The 22,051-nt window shown below is 61.8% G+C and carries 12 protein-coding genes; 7 read left to right on the forward strand and 5 right to left on the reverse strand.

All coding sequences use genetic code 11. The features are described from left to right. Positions 1-17 precede the first annotated feature (17 nt). Together NP3_RS34945 and NP3_RS34950 are read right to left on the reverse strand one after the other, a co-directional pair. Positions 18-2,489 (reverse strand): DEAD/DEAH box helicase, encoded by a 2,472-nt coding sequence (locus NP3_RS34945; protein WP_063046005.1) that lies wholly within the window; start codon positions 2,487-2,489, stop codon positions 18-20. Further along, positions 2,486-4,390 (reverse strand): site-specific DNA-methyltransferase, encoded by a 1,905-nt coding sequence (locus NP3_RS34950; RefSeq protein ID WP_063046006.1) that lies wholly within the window; start codon positions 4,388-4,390, stop codon positions 2,486-2,488. The genes NP3_RS34945 and NP3_RS34950 overlap by 4 nt, the downstream gene beginning before the upstream one ends. A gap of 341 nt (positions 4,391-4,731) precedes the next feature. Between NP3_RS34950 and NP3_RS34955 the strand changes: the two genes are divergently transcribed. The 3 genes from NP3_RS34955 (at position 4,732) to NP3_RS34965 (ending at position 8,444) form a co-directional block, all read left to right on the forward strand. Then, a complete protein-coding gene (locus NP3_RS34955; RefSeq protein ID WP_063046007.1) occupies positions 4,732-6,651 on the forward strand; it encodes a DUF262 domain-containing protein in 1,920 nt (639 codons plus the stop codon). Then, the gene (locus NP3_RS34960) at positions 6,638-7,192 is read left to right on the forward strand and encodes a hypothetical protein (protein ID WP_063046008.1); all 555 of its coding nucleotides are present in this window, start codon (positions 6,638-6,640) and stop codon (positions 7,190-7,192) included. Before NP3_RS34955 ends, NP3_RS34960 begins: the two co-directional genes overlap by 14 nt. A 499-nt stretch (positions 7,193-7,691) precedes the next feature. After that, positions 7,692-8,444 (forward strand): DUF5131 family protein, encoded by a 753-nt coding sequence (locus NP3_RS34965; RefSeq protein ID WP_063046009.1) that lies wholly within the window; start codon positions 7,692-7,694, stop codon positions 8,442-8,444. On the opposite strand, the gene tcmP is transcribed toward NP3_RS34965, so the two are convergent. After that, positions 8,428-9,612 (reverse strand): three-Cys-motif partner protein TcmP, encoded by a 1,185-nt coding sequence (gene tcmP / locus NP3_RS34970; protein ID WP_157124758.1) that lies wholly within the window; start codon positions 9,610-9,612, stop codon positions 8,428-8,430. The two genes, NP3_RS34965 and tcmP, sit on opposite strands and share 17 nt — an antisense overlap. Before the next feature lie 258 nt (positions 9,613-9,870). Beyond that, a complete protein-coding gene (locus NP3_RS34975; RefSeq protein WP_063046011.1) occupies positions 9,871-10,791 on the reverse strand; it encodes a hypothetical protein in 921 nt (306 codons plus the stop codon). A gap of 110 nt (positions 10,792-10,901) precedes the next feature. Here NP3_RS34975 and NP3_RS34980 point away from each other — a divergent pair, with 110 nt between their 5' ends. From NP3_RS34980 to NP3_RS34990, 3 genes are all read left to right on the forward strand, one after another. Beyond that, positions 10,902-12,341 carry a hypothetical protein gene (locus NP3_RS34980; RefSeq protein ID WP_157124759.1) on the forward strand — a complete coding sequence of 480 codons (1,440 nt, stop codon included), beginning with the start codon at positions 10,902-10,904 and terminating at the stop codon, positions 12,339-12,341. A 535-nt stretch (positions 12,342-12,876) separates the two neighbouring features. Beyond that, the gene (locus NP3_RS34985) at positions 12,877-15,576 is read left to right on the forward strand and encodes a hypothetical protein (protein WP_063046013.1); all 2,700 of its coding nucleotides are present in this window, start codon (positions 12,877-12,879) and stop codon (positions 15,574-15,576) included. 10 nt (positions 15,577-15,586) lie between these two features. Further along, on the forward strand, positions 15,587-16,483 hold the full coding sequence (locus tag NP3_RS34990) for a phosphotransferase family protein (RefSeq protein WP_063046014.1): 897 nt from the start codon (positions 15,587-15,589) through the stop codon (positions 16,481-16,483). Positions 16,484-16,651: 168 nt separating this feature from the next. Here the strand turns inward: NP3_RS34990 and NP3_RS34995 are convergent, their stop codons facing one another. Then, on the reverse strand, positions 16,652-17,845 hold the full coding sequence (locus NP3_RS34995; RefSeq protein ID WP_063046015.1) for a Cmx/CmrA family chloramphenicol efflux MFS transporter: 1,194 nt from the start codon (positions 17,843-17,845) through the stop codon (positions 16,652-16,654). Positions 17,846-19,011: 1,166 nt separating this feature from the next. Between NP3_RS34995 and NP3_RS35000 the strand changes: the two genes are divergently transcribed. Beyond that, on the forward strand, positions 19,012-22,051 hold a 3,040-nt coding region (locus NP3_RS35000; protein ID WP_169814629.1), incomplete at its 3' end, for a condensation domain-containing protein.

Raw genomic sequence — 22,051 nt, forward strand, 5'->3', positions numbered from 1 at the left:
CGAGGATTAAAGCCTTGCTACGTCGGAAGAGCCGGTTGTGCTCGCGCCTCCTTCGTGAGATCAAGCCAGCGGCCTTTAGCGTTGGCGATGACGGTCTCAGTTGCGAACAGATAGTGCCAGTCCCCGTAGACTCCTGCCGAGTTCACCTTCTCAACCCAGGCTTCTGCGGCCCTCCGCTTCATGACAACGTCGGGGTCACTTGCGTCATCGTCGGCCTTACCCTCGATGAGCCAATGATCGCCATTCGAGTCGACAGCGATGAAGTCGGCGAAGTATTTCCCGCCGTCATATTCGATCCAGATCGGCCCGTTGGTATAGATGCGGAGCCACCACTTGATCTGAGACGACGACTCCAAGATGTTGGCGAGGGCCCATTCAGTGGATTTCGCATCGAACGATGCGACTGGCTCGATTGAGTGGACCCAATCCCCGTACCAGAGGCCCTTGACGAAACTCTCCCAGCGGGAGTGGATCGGTGAAGGCATGATGCGGGTGGGCGGCAGAACAGGCACCTCGATTACGTTGAACTCCCATGTCGGAGATGTGGCGCGGAGCTCGTACGACTTGATAATCGCTGCTTCTAGGGCACGAGTGGCGAGCGTGGACCGTTTAGTGCTCCAGGTCGCCTCACCGTTGTCGGCGACACCGGCTCCCTCCAGGAACCAGCTGATAACCTCACCAGCCGCTGCGTATTCCGTGACGGTCGACTCCACAACACTCAGCGCAAGAACCCGGCTCTCAAGCTGAGACTTCACGGAGGAAACCGGGACTGTCTCCAGGTACGCCTTCTCCTCCTCAAGGAACCGTGTGCCTACTACGACATCGCCGTCAATACCTCGCTGGGCGTCGAGGGCAACCCGTGTCATGTATACAGACTCGTCCGTGAGGTATTTGCTCCCCAATGTCTTTGCCTGCTGCTCGGTAATGAGTTTCAGACTGAACCGGCTCGGTACTGCCTGACGTTCTAGGCGAGGGAATCGAATTCGCGGTGCATCAGGGACAGGCGCAACGTACTTGATCGTGGCCGCGGCAGCGGATCGGTGCTCATCGATGACCTCGTCGTACTCCTGCACCTTCAGGAGTAACGACGGGTCTGTAAGGTGATCCCCACTCTGATCATCTCCACCGAAGACAAAGGTGAGGCTGGGTTGGCTAGGGATCCCCGCACCCTCGGAGTTGGTGGCTGTGGACGTCTGACTACCGCCCGATGTGGCCGACGGCGTAGAGGTCAGTTCGAGGGCGGCCTCGGTTCGTTCCTGAAGAACCTGTTCGAGCAGGGCTTTCTTGTTGGCGAGCAAATCACGATAGGAATCGTGGGCGACGATATCGACCGTGTCGACGGCCTCGATTCCCACGCGTCTGCCGAACGGTAGCCGCAGACCGCGCCCTAGAACCTGCTCGGTTAGTGTTTCGGAGGCGAGGGCGCGGAGACCGATAATAACACCGATATTGCGGACGTCCCACCCTTCTTTCAGTTTATTCACGCTGACCACCGCGCGTACGGGTGAATCAGGGGCTTCGACAGCCTGCAAGGCACGCAACGCTTTGTCGCTGGATCCGCCTGTGACCAGGAGCACTTGGCCTTCTCCCGGAAGGAAGTGAGTGGCGAGGGTGTCCGCGGTGCGTTCCGCATCGGCGACGGTTTGGCAGACGATGAATAGCACCGGCACCACGGTCGAGCTTCCCGCGGCATGGGCGTAGGCGCGCCAGGCGGTCTCCTTCACATCGCGCAGGTGACAGGCATCGGCGAGTTGAGACCGTTCGTCCTTGATACCGTCGCCGCGGTAGACAACAACGGGAATTTTGACGAGTTCGTCGGCGATTGCCTCGGCGAGCGAGTACTGGAAGATGACCTTGTCAGCGGTCACATCACGCTGGTTCGGGGTGGCGGTCAGGCCGATGACTGCGCGGGCGCCGAGATTACGAATGGCCGCGCCGTACTTTTCGGCATCGCCGGAGTAGACGTGGTGCTCGTCAGCGATCACGACAAGGTCATCAACGTTCTGGAGGTACTCGTACAGGCTGTCGCCGGTGTCCTCGTTGACGCCGTGTACTCGACGTCGAATTTCGTCGTTGGGCTTCAGCAAGGTCTGGATCTTGAAAATGTAGAGCTTCAGACGGTTAGGGTCATCGCGAGCTTCGCCCGAGGTCCGATAGTTCTCGACGGTGATTATCGTGGGTTCCCAGTCGGCTCCGGGGATGTACTTCTGAGCGCCGGGAGTGAAGTTGGCAATAGTCTTCTCATAGATCGCGTCCAGGGGAACTACGATGGCGACGTCGCGGACCCCCCTATCGGCCAGGTACTCCAGAAACCCAGCTGCGAGATACGTCTTGCCGACGCCGGTTGCGAGGTCACAAATCCATTCCGCCCCGTCACCTGAAGCGATCTTGTCCGCCACCGCGTGCAGGGCGCGGCGGTTCGGATCCCGCAGATCCAGACGGGCAGCGATCGCCTCGACGAGCTGTCGGTCATAGTCGATCCAAGTCATCGGACCACCTTCGATCGCTTGATGAGGGCGTCGGGAACCTTCATTACCCTGGATCCGGGTCGTAGAGAAGCCAGAGTGGTTACTGACGCCGGATGCACAGCAGTGCCCGCGAGTGTCACTGTCTCGCTCTCGTCGAGCAATGTGATGCTGTGGTGGATGATCTCGTCGTCAACCATGCCTGCGATTACGACAAGCGCGTCACGCCCCTTTACTGCGGTCAATCCTCGACGGCCTGTCAGTGTATAACCGAGTTGTGCAGCGACGTACCGGCTGAACGTCACGGAGTCCACGTCCCTCAGAAATGCGAATCCACTCTCGACCTGTAGGCAGGGCGGTGCAACGGACAGAGCGCTGAAGCCTCCACCGCCGGACCAAATTTGTTGCTTGACAGGCGTGGTGCGCATCTGTGTAAGGAGCTCAGTCACGAGGTCTCGGTCGACGTCCAAGCCGTCGGAGTCGAGAAGCTTCTGAACCACTTTCCGCGCATCATCAAGGGCGGACAAGGTCACACCAGCGGGTAGGTCGAAAGGCGCCTGTCGCGACTTGACTATCGAGACACCGCCTTGCTCCCCTTCGACAACCTGTGTGAGTCTGGGGTTAGTGAAATCTTTGACCGTTGCGTCGACAGCCTCGATTGTGACCCATCGGCGTCCAAGCTTATGCGCAACTGCCGCCGTTGTACCGGACCCAGCGAAACAGTCGACCACGATGTCGTTGGGTTGAGTCGAGACTTCGATAATCTTCTTCAGAAACCGTTCAGGCTTCGGCGTCGCGAACGCAGTAGTGCCGGGAAACAGAGCCTTGATCTCCGCCTTAGCTTCTCGGTTGTGCCCGACCTCGGTGTTGAACCACATAGTTCGGGTATTCGAGCCGGTGTCCGGTTGCGGGCGCTTTCTGCCCAGAGTTCCCCGAGACCGCAGGATGTACTCCGGCCAGATGCCGGCTTGCTTTCGCTCTTCGGCGTATTGCCGGGCTTCATCGAGAGGAACAGCGAGCATCAGTGCCGGAATCCCCTTGCGGAGATCCTCAACAGGCACTCCACAGATCTCTGCACGCTTGGCGTCATCGTCGAGGACCCGCAACTCGTAAGGTGCCCATTCCGACATCGCGGCAAGTACGGACTCTTGCTTCGTCGCCCAGCACCGGCCTTTGGCGGGATACATCAGATCGCCGGTGATCGGGGACTGAACGGCGTAGACCCAGGTTTGGTTGCGATGTGCCGAAGGAGCGGTCGGGTCGCCGTCGAACCAAGGCTTGGGATCCCCGTCCGGCGACTTGTAGATCGAGTTCAGCGCTTCGTCGCGCTCCGACCGGTTGAGTCTTGCTCTGGGCGTTTTGCCGTAGACCAAGAGCGTATCGTGATCGCTGGAGAAGTTCGGAAGATCGCTGCGTGGGCTGTCTGCCTTTTGCCAGATCACCGTGCCAAGGTATGAATTGATCCCAAACTCGCCATCGAGTACTTGTCGGGCACGGTGTACCTCGGTGTCGTCCAGGTGTACCCAAATGATCCCATCATCGGCCATCAATCGGGCAAGCTCTCGGATTCGGTCGCGGAACATGGTCAACCAGACCGAGTGCTCAAAGTTGTCGTCATATTGCTCGAACGCCTGGCCAGTATTGAAGGGCGGATCGATGTAGACGAGTTTGACCTTGCCTCTGTACTGCGCCGAATACTCAGGGATACGGTTCAGTGCGCGGAGGGCATCATAGGCGTCGCCAAGAATTAGCAGGTTGTCGGCTGGAGTGCCTTTGGCGTTGCCTGCGGTGTGTGCCAAGTCGAGCAAGCGGACCTCGGTGACTCGGGGGTCATCGCGCTCAACCCACTCGTAACCGCCTTTGCCGTCCGACAGTAGCGTCTTGGCCTGATTCATCCAGGTCAGGGTCAGCCGGTTCGCCGCCATCCGTATCCTTCGCGTCAGGTCACGGCTCCCCGTGAGCCGTCACGCATACAGTAATGGGTGGGTAGGACAGTCAGATCCGGGTTACCGCGGTCACAGTGCAACTCCGCATCAGCACCTACCGCGGGCGCGACAAACGGGGCGAACTTCCGAACAGCACGACTTAGCCCTTAGCCCGTGGCGGTTCAGCCAGTCGACCAGTTCAATAGCGTTCGGTCGCCGGTCAGAGTACTTGTTCGATAACCGCGTGTACATCTCCACACGATGTCCCCCAAGGTGCCCGATCATCGTCCTATGCTGGGCGGCACCCCGGTGGCCATGGTTGGGATGAGGAGTTCGGCCTAATGAAAGCGGATGCGCTGGCACCGAAAGCGTTGTTCGACAGTGCGGTTCACTACGAGATACCAGTCTTTCAGCGACCTTACGTGTGGTCGGAGGATGATCAGTGGGCACCGTTGTGGCAGGACGTGATTCGCGTAGTCGACAAGGTCTTGGCCGTAGGTGATGACCAGGACGCCTTGGACGCGATTAGCGGGCACTTCCTCGGCGCGATCGTCTTCAAGTCGAAGCCCGCCAGCACCGGTGATGTAACACGGCATTCGGTGATCGACGGCCAGCAGCGAACGACGACGCTGCAGGTGCTACTTGATGCGGCGCAGAAGGTGCTGGCGGATCTGGGGTACGAGGACGAGGGTGAGGCACTGGCGGAGTTGACTGTCAACTCCGCCAAGAGGTTTCGCAACAAGCCCGAGCAATTCAAGCTGCGCCCGTCCCGCTCGGATCGTGATGCTTTCTCCGCGGTCATGTCCGGTGCGGACGTCGGCGGATATGACGATCACCGTGTCGTCGAAGCGCATCGCTTCTTCAGCAACGAGATCCACATCTGGATCACGGGCGTGCGCGATGACCATGACCGAGGCCTGGTGGGGACGCAGTCCGAGCGGGTACAGGCACTCACGGATGTCCTGCAATTTCGTCTTCTCGTGGTAGCGATAAACCTATCTGGCCATGATGACGATCAGCTGATCTTCGAGACGCTCAACGATCGTGGCACCCCGCTGCTCAAAGCTGACCTGATCAAGAACTGGATCTTCCAACGGGGCGAGCAGTTGCACGCCGATGTCAACACGTGGCCGGACCGGTTCTGGCTGGAGTTCGATGACGACTGGTGGCGTGAAGAGATTGCGCAGGGGCGGCACCTGCGTTCGCGGATTGACGTGTTCTTGCAATATTGGTTGACGATGCGGACTCGCGACGAGATCTTGGTCGATGAGACGTTCCGTCGCTTCACCGAGTACGTCGATACCCAGATGGCCACCGTCGAGTATGCCGAGGAACTGCTCACTCAGCTGCAGCGTGATGCAGAGCAGTTTCGATCGTTGGCCGAGATGCCGACCTCGACCGCGGCCGGCCAGTTCTATCGGCGGGTCATCCAAGAGTTCGAACTCGCCGCCACCACGCCACTTCTGATGTGGTTGCTCTCCGACAATCACCGTATTCCCGACGACCAAGTCGAGCTGGCGCTCACTGCGTTGGAGAGCTGGGTGATTCGCCGGACCCTTCTTCGCTACACCAGCAGCGACGTTAACCGCCTGATGGTCTCCACGCTCGGCATCGTCGAGGGAGTTCCGCCCCAAGAAGTTGGCAACATAGTGTCGCGCTACCTTTCAGCGCAGACGGCGGAGACTAGGCGCTGGCCAACCGACGAGGAGCTTCGGGAAGTACTGCCCGGTCTTCGCATGTACGGCAATATCCGACAAGCAAGGCTGCGGGTCGTCCTCGAAGGCGTCGAACATCTGCTCCGCACAGAACGTCACGAAAGAATCAGCGTCGACAATGCGTTGCAGATCGAACACGTGATGCCAAAAGCCTGGCGCAAGTTCTGGGATGGCCGACCACCCCTAGATGACAAGGCCGCAGGTGCTCGCGACCGGTTGGTCAACACTCTCGGCAACCTCACTTTGGTCACCCAGAAGCTCAACGGGTCGCTGTCGCACCGCCCATGGACCGACGAGCAGGCAATGCAAGTGGCTCCAACTGGCAAAGAGGCGGGCATGGGTAAGCATTCGCTTCTGAGCAAGTTCAGTGTTCTGGTCCTGAACAAGGAACTGCTCGATGCCCATCGAGATGCTTGGACCGAAGACGACATCTTCAAACGGTCTGCGCACCTCACCGAGATGATCTGCCAGGCTTGGCCAGGCCCACAACATTTTTGGCCCGCCGAAACAGCCGAACTCTTCCGTGGCGGCAATGGTGTCCAGTAACAACGAGAAGCATCTGATCGGCAACGCTCACGGGGACCGGGTGTCTCTGTTCCACGACGGCCGCGTCAAGATCTGGTCGACAACGCATCTATGGACAGTCGGGCACCGGGAACGATCTACCGCGCTCGGCGAAATGGTTCGAATCAGAATTGGTGAACAGCTCGATGTGCCAGGGGCAACCCGGGGCCAGCAACGCCCTGACTTCGAGATCGTGACCAATCCCGCACTCGCGCATGAGCTAGCTGCAACCGTCTGCGCTGACAATGGCACCTTCGTGCAGTTCTTTCATGATGGCACGATCACTGTGGGGAACGACGGACGGGACATCCACGAACTGCTCAATGCAGGTCGACGCGCCAACCCGACACGAGGACAGAACGGTGTAGGCGGATCAGTCATGATCGTCTTCGGCGGGAGTTACCGCCCCCGACAATTTCGCCCATCGGACTACCCGCTGCTGCCGATATCGGAAGAACACCCGCCGAGCCCTCTGCGGCTCTACCCGGACGAGTTCAAGATCGAATCACCCGGGGTCGATTGATATCACCCAAAAAGTCCTGCAGGGCTGGGCGGGCTACAGTCTTGGGTCTCGCTGCCAGGCCAAGCGCATCGGTCACCGGCGGTGTAGCCAGTGTCGATCGGTCTATGATGGCGTCTCGTCATTCCGCCACTTGCACGGAGGAATCTCTATGGCGCGAAGGCTGATCAACTTCAGCTGCTCAACGGTGTTCCGGTAGCAGTCCTGGCGCGGACCGTCAGGGCCCTGGCGAGTTTACTTCGGCCGATCGCGACTTCTCGACGGGATGAGATTCTGTCAACCGCAATCGGAAAACCGCTATCCATCAGTGTAAATGGGCCATGGTGGACTACTGTCGGCAATCGAACGTAATTTCGAATGATGCGGACTGGTGGGTAATTTGTCTGGACCTCGTTGGGGGTCACAGGCGTCAGGTGTCGTTGTCGCGCTTCGAGATCGCGGGCAACCACTACACAGCGTCGTTACGAAGGTACTGTCAAGACCAATCGAGAGGGGAGGTGTCATGGCGGACAAGTCGAGTATCGAATGGACCGAGGCGACATGGAACCCAGTCACCGGGTGCGATCGCGTCTCACTCGGGTGTGACCACTGCTACGCGATGACTCTGGCGAAGCGACTGAAGTCGATGGGCGCGGAGAAATATCAGAACGATGGCGATCCTCGCACTTCCGGACCAGGGTTCGGAGTCACGATCCACCCAGCAGCGCTTGATATTCCGCTGCGCTGGCGTAGCCCGCGCGTGGTTTTCGTCAACAGTATGTCCGACCTGTTCCACGCGAAGGTACCGATCGGCTTCATCCGGGACGTATTCGACGTAATGAGGGAGACGCCTCAGCACACCTACCAGGTACTCACCAAACGATCGCTGCGGTTGAAACGCCTTGCCGAGCAATTGGAGTGGCCCGGCAACCTCTGGATGGGAGTCTCGGTCGAGAGCGCCGACTATCTGGACCGAGTCGATCATCTACGGAGTGTGCCCGCGGCCGTGCGGTTCCTGTCGTGCGAGCCTCTGCTCGGCTCACTTGATGGTTTGGTGCTCGACGGCATCGGGTGGGTGATCGCCGGCGGCGAATCCGGCGTGGGTCACCGCTCGATGGATCCGGAGTGGGTGCGCGGCATTCGCGACGCCTGCGACGAGGCCGACGTGCCGTTCTTCTTCAAGCAGTGGGGCGGGCGGACACCGAAAGCGATGGGCCGAGAACTCGACGGCCGACTCTGGGACAGTATGCCAGCCGTGTCTACGGTTGTTGCCTAGGTCCGATCACCCAGTTGCGCAACTGGTTCGCGGTCGCGTCAAGGGTGATCAGCCCCTGCTTGTCGAGTTCGCGTGCAGCTCTACGAACCAGCTTCTCCTGCGCCACACCGTAATAGGCTCCGAACACTTCCGTCGTATGTTGGACCAACTGCGCACGGTTGTGATGATCGGCCAGCTTAAGAAGATTTGCCTTGATCGCCTGCAGTCCGGCCTCCTGCTCGGTTCTGATCTGGTAGTCGACACCGACATCGAAGAGCATCTCGGCTCGCTCCGAGTCAGACGGCCCAAGGACTTCGAGCCATTTCTGCCGTGCTGTAGCCACAGCATCGCCGAAGACCCACAGCCCGTAATCACTCCTGGTCAGAAACACCAAGTGGTAGATCGGCTGATGATGCTGTTGTCGCCGAACTGGAACGACAACCGAATGCATTTGAGCTGTCGTACCAAGCAGTGTGGCGTATCCCTGAACGACTGCTTCAGCGGCCGCCTCCCAGGACTCCTCCCCGGAGGCAACACGCGCTTCCATTGCCCGCTGACGCCACCAATCCCCGCCGCACATCGTGTCGACATGTCCGAGCACTGCATGACTGCTCAGCTCTTCTTTCACAGCAACACCTGCGGCTCGACGGGTCAGATCAGCGCTGATATTCAAAAGCACCTCGGTCGGTGGCCACTTGGACCGACGCTTTCTCAGCGCCTGAACCAACACCTCAAAAGGGACGTTGCGGCCACAGGGGTCAAGGAATAGGAACAACGGCACGCCGGTCGCCCGATTCACCACATCGTCGAGATGTTGCTCGACCTGTCCATGGTGGGCGTCAGCGAGCACTCCCCGGGCACGGTACTCAGCAGTTACCTGCGTGAGGTTTTCGTACGACGGCCGATACTTCTCAACGAGAACGACTTCAACCGACAGCGCGCTCTTCGCCTTCTGCGCAGCCAGGAGCATGTACTCAGCCGAGGCGGGCTTGCCGTCTGGGTACCGACCACGGCCAGCAAAACCGTCAAGCAGGACAACTCGGTTCTGTTCCCCAACACGGATTCCGGCCTGTGGTCGACTCCCCGTCATCCTCACGAAAGGCGTGATGTAACTGTCGAGGATCTGGTGCTTGAACACCGATTGCGCTCGCACCTTGTCCAACAAGCCCGACGACGTTCCTGCTGACACCACAGCCCCCCTTGCACACAAGCTGCGACGACGCACAGGGCGTCCTCGGTTTCCCACTTCAACGATAGCGACGAGCCGCATCCTTTGTATTGAGTACGGCACGATCACGCGCTTTCGGCGCCGAGAGTTTCCGAATCGATGTCACGATCGCGTCAATACGACCAATCGCCCAGCACATCATCGACTCGGTCGGCGAAGAGGGGCTGGGTCAAAACCTCGGGCTACCCCCGACATTCGGCTGCGTGATGCGCGACGCGCTTACCACCAGCGTCGGCGGGGGACCTTGATGTAGCGGACCGGGATCTCGGACAGGTTGAGTGGCCGGTCCACGATGGGGCGGGCTGTTTCGGGACGGATGCGTTCTTCTTCGTGTTGTCGTTCCAGGACATCGGCCAGCATGCCGTTGTGCTCCTTGACGATATCGATCAGACGGGCAACGAGGACATCGAGTCGGCGTACTTCTGCTTCGGCCGCGACCAGCCGTTCTTGGAGCGTGACCGCTCGATGGCCGCACCATTGGCGGAGCAGTTCGTGCACAGGGCGGTCGTGTCGGAGGTACCACTGGTATTCCCACTCAGGGTCCGATGTTCGCTCGCCGGAGCCGTCGTGTGCCTGGTAGCTTCGGCCGCGCTTGCAGCTTTCTCGTTGCTGTTTCTCTTCTTCCATCACCCAGTCCAGGACTGGCATTGGGTTGTGATGGCAGATAAGTTCGGCCGCCATGAGAGCGCCGACTGCGGAGAAGATCGTGGCAGCGTCGAGGTCGAATGATGCTGCAGTGGAGGTGATTTCGGCGAGTGGTGTGCCCAGCAGTTCCTCGAACTTCTCACGGCTGTAGATTTCTACCGCGTACTTAGCTGGGCGGAGATCGCAGGTCGCGACTTCTTCGGGGACGAGAAGGTCGAAGACCTGGTCGATCGCATACTCTTCTGCCTGGGTGAGGTCGTACTCGTCTTGCAGGCGTTCCCAGTTGGACATCGTCCAGTCGAATTGCTCGACGCCGCACCATGGCCCCCGAAGTCGATTGCCTGGGATGTTCTCCCGGGTTCCGCTCTTCTCTCCGTCGAGGAACTCGATGTCGACCCGCACTCGCTGCTTGTGCTGCTCGATCGCGAGGATGCGAACCCGCTCTGATGGGGCCCGGTCGCGTAGCCGGTAAATCCACTCGTCGCCGATGTTCATTGTCGGCTCCTCACTGTCGATGCAACGAGTGTCTCGGGCGCCAGTCGTAACTGCTTTCGATTCGGCAAATTCCGAGACATCTCAGCGACAGTGCGCGCACCATAGTGCCCATGGTGCGGCGGAGCGATCCGATCAATGACCGACAAGCCGATCTCCTGGAACGAATCGCGGACGGTGACACCCTGAGCAAACCGGATGACGCTTCGCAGCGAACGACCGCATATGCCCTCCAGGCTCGTGGCCTGATTACCGTCGCGAAACGCGCGGGTGTGTTCACCGCCAGCATCACCGACGTCGGCAAGTACTACCTCACGCATGGCCGTCATCCCGAGGCGGGGGTGTCAACCACGGGTCGCTTCGCGACCAAGACGGCGGAGGCCAAGAAGTTGATCGACCGTATTCGTAAGGCGCCCAATGAAACCGTTCGGATCTCGGAACCGGACGAGCAAACACGAGCCGCCTACCGGCGCGCGGTTCACGCCGCCAAACAGAGCGGGCTCGTGCCGAAGGGGCGGGTTCTCCGGTATACGGGGCGGTCCAGCGGCGACATCATCGTGCGTCTCCTGGATGCCGACAAACCTGACGAAACCGATTGGAACCGTGTCCGATTGAGAGCACGGAAGCCGAAGTTCGGCGTACACGACCTACGCCAGTTGCTCACCGAGAATCCCGCGGCGATTCAGGTCAGTGACAGCCAGCGTGAGCGCGCGGTGCGGTTCCTCCTCGAACTCAACAACGCAGCCGCCAAACACGACCAGGAAGTACGCATCGCGCGCCGCGGCCAATACGCCAAACTCGGATACCGCATCGGCATGGCGCAATGGGACCTGAGCCTCGTCGAGGACTATGTCGACTCGCGTGGGCACCCGGCAGATCGGTGGCAGATCAAGTATTCGTACAACGGAGTCAAACCGACAGGAAAGCTACGACTGACGATCGGCTCGTCGTGGAACACCAATTCCAACACCTGGACAGATGACAAGCGCTCGCCCCTGGAACGGCGGGTTCGCCACATCATCAACGATGTCAAAGCCGCCTTCGACAGAGCCGAGCGTCAGCGTGAGGAAGACCATCGAAAGCACCTGGCGCAGCTGGCGGAATGGGAACGGCAGCAAGCCGAAGAACAGCGGGAGTGGGAGTCGGCATTGGCTGATGCCCGACCGAAGGCAACAGCCATGCTGCGACGAAGAACATTGGTCGCTGCCCTTCGCGCATGGCGGGACGCGCAAGAACTCCGTCAAATCTGCACCGTCCTCGACAGCGCCGCCGCGGTTGCCGAGCAGGATGGCGATCCGAAATTGGCTGTCAATCTACGCAATTGGAGTGCAGGCGGACGAGAGCTAGCCGAACGTCTCGATCCGACAACAGGTCTCGCCGCGCTGGGCGAAATCAACTTCGACATCGAGCCTGCCGCCGATGATCTGCGTCCCTACCTCAAGGGATGGAGTCCAGACGGCCCGCATAAGGACTACCACATGAAATCTCTCGACGAACTGTCGTTGTCCCGGCCATGGCCTTCGGATTGGGAGCTCGGAAGGCTCCACCGATAACGTACGGATTGGTCTCGGGTTCCCCAGCAGGCGTGGGGCTTCTGTATCAGAGTTGCGGGAGTGCAACCGCTGACGAGTTCACTGGTGGGTGAGCAAGATGAAAGACGGAGATGAAATCGCCTCCGCAACTGCGTATCTGTCCAAGTGCGCAGACGGCAAGCAGGAGCCCGGCTCGGTGCAACCGTTGAGGCTCGTGCGTGCACCAGTGCCCACGATCCCCGTCGCACGGCCGGAGGCACCGAGGACGCCAATTTGCGTAGTCGGCGCCCCGTGTCCACCCGTTCTTGCTGTCGGGCGGGATGAGGCGCAGCGTGAAAGCAGGTGAATCGCGAGTTCATCGGAGAGGCTCGCCGCAGCCGATCGGGTCGGCGGAACAGCAAGGCGAAGCCACCGCTGACCAGGACAGGTGCATGCAACGGTGCCGCCAAAATTGTTCGTACACTACAGGATTCGTTGTCCAGGGATGGATGTGCATCTTACAATGCAGTGAGGCCGCCCAGGCGGTCCTGTAAGCACTGGTGTCAGGGGGTTCACGGTGTCACCGCAATCGGATCTGCGCTCGCTGTTCAGCCCGGGACGCGACGGCGTGGACGCGCAGGACGTTTTCGCCAATCGCCATGATGAGTGGCGGGCGACGACCGACAGTCTGCTGGCGCACTGGGCCGCGGTGCGAGCGCCGGGATTCAGTGTGGAGGATTTCGCCACTCCGCGCCGCAATGTGCTCGTCTTCTATGGTGTCGGCGGCATCGGGAAAACCACTCTGTCCAAGCGGCTGGAAATGCGCCTGACGACTGGTTCGGAGTCCGTGGGCACGGAATGGGGGCCCGTACCTGCCGAGGTCGGCCGCGTGCTGCCGATCCGGATCGATCTGTCGCGCCAAGGCGGAGCCCAGTTCGAAGATGTCATCCTGGCCATACGGTTGGCGGTGGCGCGGGTCGGGCATCCTATGCGGGCGTTCGATCTTGCATTCCGGCGGTATTGGGAGGTCAATCATCCTGGTGATCCGTTGGAGGGACATCTGCGCCGCAACGGATTTCTGCGCCGGGCAGGTGAGGTGACCGATCTTCGGGAGCAGATGCGTGCGGTCGCTGAGGATGTCGTTCAGGCGTTGACGTTGCCGACCGCGGCCGGGGTGGCCGCGACCACCGCGGTGCGCGAAATCGTGCGAGCGTTGCGGCAGCGACGCAGTGCTGTGCGGGCCTTGGCGCGCTGCACCAGGTTGGCCGACCTGCTGGAAGCCGATCAGGATACGGAGACTCTGAGCTATTTCCCGCATCTGCTCGCGTGGGATTTGGCGCAGGTGCCGGTCGATCGCTCTGGTGTGCTGGTGGTCTTGTTGGACACCTTCGAAGAGGTCGGGGACCGCAGTCACCGAGACCTCGAGCGGCTGTTCCAACGGATGGTGTGGCTGATGCCCAATGCCCTGTTCATCGTCACCGGCCGCAACCGGCTGCAGTGGGATGCCCCCTCGCTGGAGGGGCAACTCGACCAAGCCGGACCGTTCTCGTGGCCGCAGCTGGCACCGGCGGCGTCAGCGGATCCCCGCCAGCATCTGGTCGGTTTCTTGTCTGACGACGATCGGGAGCACTATCTGTGTACCCGGCTGACCCGCAACGACGAAGCGGTTATTCCGCCAGAGGTGAGGTCCGAGATCGCTTCTCGCTCTTACGGTCTGCCGCTGTTCCTCGACCTTGCCGTGATGCGGTTCCTCGACATCCTCAACCGTACCGGCACTGTGCCTGGACCAGCTGAATTCGATCATGACTTTCCGGCATTGGTCGCCCGGATCGTGCGTGACCTGACCCCGGGAGAACGCACGGTCCTGCGGACGGTCACCCTGCTGGACTCGTTCACCGTCGACCTGTCCACCACCGCAGCCGGACTGGACAGCGACGCCTCCGCGCTCAACCTCGTCGAAAGACCATTCATCGGTAACGATCCCGCCGCGCCATGGCCGTATCGGCTCCACGATCTGATCAGATCCGCCGTCCGCGAAGCCGACGCAACCAGCGAAGACCGCTGGTCGCCGAGCGACTGGCGCCGCGCCGCGCAACGCACCCTCGACGCGGTAGGCACCCAGATGCCCGCGCCGGGCGGCTACCAACATCGACGCCAGCTGATGGCCTGTCTGACACAGGGACTACAGATCGCCTGCGAGTTCCAACTCGAACCAGGCTGGATCATCGACGCCGCGTGGCGGTACGTGATCGAGTCGGTCTGGGAGCCCATCGACATCCCAGATCCCCGTACTCGAAGCGACGACGAGCCCGACACTCCTTGCGCCGCAGTCGCGTTGGCTCGGGTCCTGCATTCGGTATCCCGGGGGCAACGCGCACACCGGCAAGACACTGCCGACGAACTCGAAGCCGTTCTGAACCTCGGTGTCCTGCCGGAATCCGCCGAAGATATCGCGCACTACTTCCTAGGTGAAAGCCTGCGCCATCTCGGACGCCACGAAGCCTCGGCGCAGCACATGAGCCATGTCGCGGCCGGACGCAGTCCAATGGCCGGCGAAGCGCGCCGCGGCCTCGCCCACATCGCCCGACACCTCGGAGACTTCCCGACCGCCCTCGACACCATCGAGGCACTCGACCACGACACCCATTACTACCGGGCACTGGGCCACCTGTGGTGGACCCAAGGCGATCTCGCGCTGTCATGCTCCACCTACGGCACCGCACGCGAACTGGCACTCGCCGACCACAACCCCGGACATGCTGCACTCGCCCAAGCCGGGCTCGCATTCGCCGCGGCACTCGGTGACCACACTCGCGCCGACCAGCAGATCGAGCTGGCCCATAACCTGCTCGAAAACGTCAAGCAGAACTGGTCGGAAACACAGGTTCATACCGCCCGCCTGCTACGAGACGCCGGCTCGGACGCGCACGTGCCCGCCCGCGCCAGCGAGCTCGAACGCGACGCCACCGAGGCCGGTCTCGGGTCCGCACTCGCATACATCCGGTTCGCCCGCTGCTTCCACCACGCTCTACGCGCAGAAAACGACCAACTCCACGAAGCCCGCGATCAACTCCACCTCAGCGTCGATCACGGCGAATACGCATACCTCGTCGAAATCACCCACTTCTTCGACGGCACCGAACCCTACCCGGACCTGCGGCGCGCAAACTGGATCGACGGACCCCACACCGCGGCCAGCCGATGGCAGAGACTGATCGCCGAACGACGCGCCGCACTCGGCTACGAACCCAATACCCATCCACCCCAACCGAATTAGACTCGCGCAGATGACCGTCGACCTCGACGCCCCCTTCTCCGACACCACAGCCCGCCGCGCCCTCGAACTAGCTGCTACCCGCCTCGGTGTAGCCACCGACGACGCACAGCTCATCCGGATGGGCGAGAACGCTATCTACGCGCTCCCGCACGCCGATGTCGTCGCCCGCATCGCCCGCAGCGAGCAACGCCGAGCGCGCGTGGAGAAGGAACTGGCCGTTGCACGGTGGCTCACCCGACACGACTTCCCAGCCGTCCGCGTAGCCGAACAATTCGAACAGCTCATCCCCACCGACGGCCGCCTGATCACCTTCTGGCAGCTGCTCGACATCACCGGCGAACCAACCGAGGTCGAGCTGGCTGCCCTGCTTCGTGACTTCCACACCCTGCCCGAACCCGAGTTTCCGCTACCGACATTCGACCCGTTCAGCGCCGTCCCGACTCGGCTGGCCAATCCCGGGAACGCCGATCCCGCCGCAGTCGAGTTCCTCACCGAGCTCTACCACACACTCCGAACCCGTTACGCGGAACTGGAACTCACCACCCCGCACACCGTGATCCACGGAGACGCGCACATCAACAACGTCATTCCCACTCCTTCGGGCCCGATACTGTCGGACTTCGAAGCCGTCGCCCGTGGTCCCCGGGAGTGGGACCTGACCACCGTCGCCATGACCGTCGACCGATTCGGCCTGCCCCGCACCACCTATCAGGCATTCGCCGACACCTACGGCTACGACGTCACCGGCATCCCCGAGTATCGCGTCCTATGCGCTGTCCGAGAACTCACCATGGTCACCTGGCTCATGCAGATCATCGACGTCAGCCCGCAACACGCTCAGGAGTTCACCCACCGCGTCGACTCTCTGCGCAGCGGCGACCAACAACAGCGATGGCACATCTTCTAACCCCCGGGCGACGCCAGGGAACAGTTTGCAGCCATCGGTGCAACCGGTCACGATTCCGGTGTCCCCGCGTGCGTTCCCGCCGCAACTTCTCGATCCGCACGATGACACCTGTAGCGGTCCCGGCACCGATCGACCAGCCGTCGCCGACCTTCCACCGACAACGGGGCATTAGCTTGCATCTGCGCGCACCTGCTCAACTGTGCTCGCGATGCGCCGCCGCTGCCCCATCGCGGCAACACCTACCGCAGCCGTGGTGAAGACGGCACTGCACCACAATGCCGTGGTGGGGTGATCGGTGCGATCGACGAGCAGACCGCCAGTGACAGGGCCGAGGACAGCACCGATGTTGAAAACGGTGGTCGCCAACGCGCCGGCGATGCGCGGAGCAACCGGTGCGGCGGTCTGCACGATCGTCGCGATCAGCGTCGAACCGACACCGAACGCGACCGCACCCGCCACCACCGACATGACCATCACCCCGATCAACGCATGCGCGGCCACAACCGCCAGCAGCCAGACTCCGACGAGCACGACCGTTCCGGCGACGATGATCCGCCGCTGATGACCGTCGCTGTAACGACCGGTGACCATCACTCCGAGAAACGAGCCCACGCCGAACAAGGCCAGCACCACTGGAACCCACGGGCTACCCCCAGCGATGCCGGTCGTGATGGCGCCCAGATAGGTGAATCCAGCGAAAGTCGCGGCGTTGACCAGGACCCCGGCAACGACGGCGATCAGGACCGGCCGCTGCCGCAGCACCGACCACTCGTACCGGATCGATGGTGCTTGCCCGTCCGGCATATCACCCTCTCGCACGTCACGACCGAGCATCACCCAGACCGGCACAAGCGCTGCCGCGCTCAGGACGGCGATGGCCCAGAACGCCGAACGCCAACCCCAGACCTGCCCCAGCAACGTGCCCGCGGGAACCCCGGCAATGCAGGCCACCGTTACCCCGGACACCACCACCGCGCTCGCGCGCCCGATCAGCGCCGGACCGACCAACCTAGGCAACGTAGCCAGCACGACCGCCAAGAACCCGGCATTGGCGACCGCCGCGACCACGCGAGTCACCAGCAGCACCGCGAACTCGGATGTGGCAGCACCGACAACATGAGCGGCACAGAACAACCCCAGAAACGCTGTTACCGAATACCTGACGGGCAACCGGCCCGACGCGATCGCCATCACCGGCGCCCCCACCACCATGCCAGCAGCGAACAGCGAGGTCAGCAGGCCAGCGGCACCCAGCGAGACCCCGGCATCGGCCGCGATCCGCTCCAGCAGTCCCGACATCATGAACTCGGACGTGCCCTGTGCGAAAACCGCAACAGCCAGCACAAATACCACAATGGGCATAGGAAAGAACTCCCCGGATACAGGGCGCCACGGTCATATCCACGGCACCCGAGATAGGTTGCAGAATCGGGCGAACTATCACCCGAGAGCAGGAGATCGACATCATCCGGCGCTGCGAGATACCCGAACCACACCGGTCGCTGAACGACCGGTGGCGGGAACCACACTCACAACGCCGCCCGGCCACAGGCCGAGCGGCTACCGTCTGGACGCCTCCGGAGAACTCACCCCGACACCCTAACAACCCACCCGCATCAAACCGAAGCAACGACTACAACGTCATCACCCGCAACACCTAGATCGGGCTTCGGCTCTTGCCCGGGGCTTCGCTGTGCCTCGCGCGGCTGCGGCAAGGACCGTACGGCACTCCGTATTTACTCCTGATTTTCAGCCGAATCCACCCGAAACCGGTGCGGCGCAGCATGATTCAAGAGAAGATAGCCATGAGCTATTCATGCTGGTAGAAGTAGGTAAGCGAAGATGATCGCAGAGTGCCGAATCCCGTTGTGCCAGAAGCAGAAGTTCTACCATTGAACTACATCGGCAGACCCCGAAGGGTACGTCCGAGACTGTAGCAGAATCGTCCGGCGGCCGGTAAAAGTCCAGGTAGATGTCGCTGACCTGGTCTGATGCGGACAGGCAGTGGCGGCCACCGGATCGTGGTCGGCGCCGACACCTCGCCCGCGATCCGCAGCGCGGCGAACTCACCGCGCGTTCGGCATCGATGTGCTGAAATATCTCTGCGACACCAATTCACTAATTTCGATAAAAGCGAGGATCGCAATGCATCTGTCCGGTGTTAACAGGAGAATTGAATTTATATAGAATTGCATCTTGTATTGCAATTCGGTCGGTTTATACGTCACGCACGGCATCGTGGTTTAGAGTATTTGGTCATGGGATCCGGGGGCGAAGGTCCCTGTGTGGCAACATGTTGCATTCCGCCTGCCGATTCGCCATGCCTCTCGAAGGAGAGTCGGGAGATCCGCAGGTCGCCACCGCGAATCGGGTGAAAATTTCACGGTGCAGATTCCGGAATGTGGGTATACATCGGCGAATGATTCGGCTTAGACTGGCCGTGGTCGGGGTTAGAGGAAAGTTCAATGACCGTTCTGCGACCACAGCTTCGCCCCGACCGGGGGTCGAGCAGAGTAACCGAGCCGGACGTGTCAGCAATAGCGCGGATACCGTTGTCCGCTGGGCAGCGTGGGTTGTGGCTGGCGCAGAAATTGAGTCCGGATGTGCCGATATGCGAGGCACAATATATCGAGTTGCGTGGCGATCTCGATGTCGATCTACTGCGCGAAGTCTCGATACGAGCTGGCCAGGAGTTCCAGTCTGGCTACCTGCGGCTGGTAGAGGTGGACGGCGAGCCGTACCAGTTGTTCGACCCGTTGCTCCATACGACGGGGCCGTTGATCGATGTGCGCGGCGAGCCGGATCCTGTTGCGGCTGGCTTGGAGTGGATGCATCGGGAGTACACCAGACCGCTCGACATGACGCGGGACCGGTTGCTCGGATCGGCGATTGTGCAGGTCGGGGACCATCATTACCTGCTGTACCTCAAAATCCACCATGTCGCGTTGGACGGCTACGCCGGAGTGCTGATCGCGAACCGCATCGCCGCGCTGTACACGGCGGCGGTACAGGAACGGACACCGGAGCCGAACCAAGCGGCGGACGTGCGCACGCTCTTCGAGGCCGACCGCAGCTATCGGGAGTCGAAGCGATTCGCCGACGACAAGGAATACTGGCTGAACAGACTCGCCGATGCGCCGGACGAGTCCAGTCTGGTCGCCGGGCACGCAGCTGCCCGCGCGGACAGTACGGTCGCGACCGCCGAACTCTCGCCCGTGACGGTACGGCGGATCGGTGATTCCGCGAAAGCGCTGAACGCGAGCCCGGCCGCGGTGGTGATCGCCGCATTCGGCTGCTATCTGGCCCGGATGACCGGCCGCGACGAGGTCATGGTCAACATCCCCGTTTCGGGCCGCACCAACGCCGTACTGCGGCGGTCCGGCGGGATGTTCGTCAATGTCGCACCCCTTCCGCTCGCGCTGGGGCCGGGCGATACCGCGGCGACATCGACGCGGCGGGTGCAGTCCGATCTGGTCGGGGCATTGCGCCACCAGCGGTGCGGGCTCACCGATATCCGTGCGGCCGCCGGATACCACGGCGGACAGCGACGTTTCGCGGGGCCGGTTGTCAATGTCATGTTCTTCCACCAGGAGATCCGGTTCGGATCCATGAGCGGGGAGTTCCATATCCTCAGCTCGGGGCCGGTCGATGATTTGCTGATCGACCTGTATCAAACCGGGGACCCGCCGCGCACGATCCTGCACTTTCTCGCCAATCCCGATCTCTATACCGACGCCGAACTGTCGGCACACTGCACCAGATTCGGGGAGTTCCTCGATGCGTTCGCGGCCGATCCGGACGCCGCGCTCGAGCAGATTCACCCCGCCAGCATCCGTGATGGCGCCCTGATCAAGCGTCGCCAAGAGAATCTGGCGTTCTGGCAAGCCGCGCTCGCGGATCTCCCCGAGGAGCTTCACCTGCCGTTCGACCGACCGCGCCCGGCGGTGCCGTCGAATCGAGCCGCGACCGCACGGTACCCATTGCGTGCCGATCTGGTTCCGGTTTTGGAACGGTACGCGCGCCAGCACGACTGGTCACTGTTCACCGCGATCCATGGCGCGCTGGCGGTGCTGCTCGCCCGCCTGAGCGGTACCACCGACATTCCGATCGGCACATCGATCACCGCGCACGCTGGGGTCGCGCGCGACGAGGTCGCCGACGGGTTCGTCGATACTCCGGTGCTACGGACCGAGATCGATCTCGATGAATCGTGCGGTGACTTGCTCGGCCGCATCGAACAAGCCGATCTGGACGCCTTCGAACATGCCGATGTTCCGTTCGAGCAGGTGCTCGATGACATCGTTCCGCGGCGGTCCCGGCAGCCGGTGTGCCAGGTGATGTTGGCGGTGCGGGATATGGAGCCGGATCCCGAACTGTCGGCGGTCGATCTGCCAGCTGAAGCATCCCGCATCGACCTGCAGTTTCTCCTGTCGGCCGACCAGGACAGCGGCGCTGCGACGATAGCGGTCACCTACGCCGTCGACCTGTTCGACGCCGCGACCATCGATTCTGTTATCCATCGATGGATCCGGATTCTGGAGTCGATCGCCACCGATCCGAGTGTGCCTGTCGGGGCGATCGACGTTCTCGAACCCGCTGAGCGAGCTGATCTGCTGACTCGGTCCGGTGCGCCGTCGGCTCCGCCCACCACGTTGCCCGATTTGCTGGCGGCTGCGGCCGCGCTCGATCCCGACGCCACCGCGATCGTGTGCGACGGGCAATGGCTGAGTTATCGAGAGCTGGATGAACGTTCCAATCGGTTGGCTCGCCAGCTCATCCAGCGCGGTATCGGACCAGAAGACATTGTCGCGATCGGAATCCCACGCTCCGCGGATTCCGTGCTCGCGGTGTGGGCGGTCACCAAAACGGGAGCCGCCTTCCTGCCGATCGACCCGACCCACCCCACCGAGCGCACCACCCACATGATGACCGATTCGAAAGCAGCAATCGGTCTGACCGTGACATCTGTCCGCGCACAGTTACCCGACAGCACGGACTGGTTGATATCGGACAACCCCGGCACTTCCGACGACCAGCCGACCACAGACGGTCGGCCCGTCACCGACGGCGACCGGGTTCGTCCATTGCGGATCGACGATATCGCCTACGTCATCTACACCTCCGGATCAACCGGACTCCCCAAGGGCGTCGCGGTCACCCACCGCGGACTCGCCAACTGCGCCGCAGCACATCGGGCTGCGATGGGCGTCGAACCCGGCTCCCGGACATTGCATCTGGCGTCACCGAGCTTCGATGTGTCGGTGCTGGAGATGCTGCTGCCCTTACCCGCTGGTGCGGCCATGGTCGTCGCACCCGACGACGCATACGGCGGGGACGAACTCGCCGCACTGCTCGACCGCGAGCACGTCAGCCACGTCCTGGTCACACCTTCGACACTGGCCACCATCGACCACACCCATTGGCCACTACCGGATCTGAAGTATCTGATGGTCGGCGGCGAGGACTACGGCACCGAGCTGGTCGAGCGCTGGGGCGGCGACCGTGTGGTGCTCAATGAGTACGGTCCAACCGAAACCACTATCGCCGCGACACTGATCTCGCCGTTGG

This window comes from Nocardia pseudovaccinii NBRC 100343, assembly GCF_001613225.1.
GTDB classification, from domain to species: Bacteria; Actinomycetota; Actinomycetes; order Mycobacteriales; family Mycobacteriaceae; genus Nocardia; species Nocardia pseudovaccinii.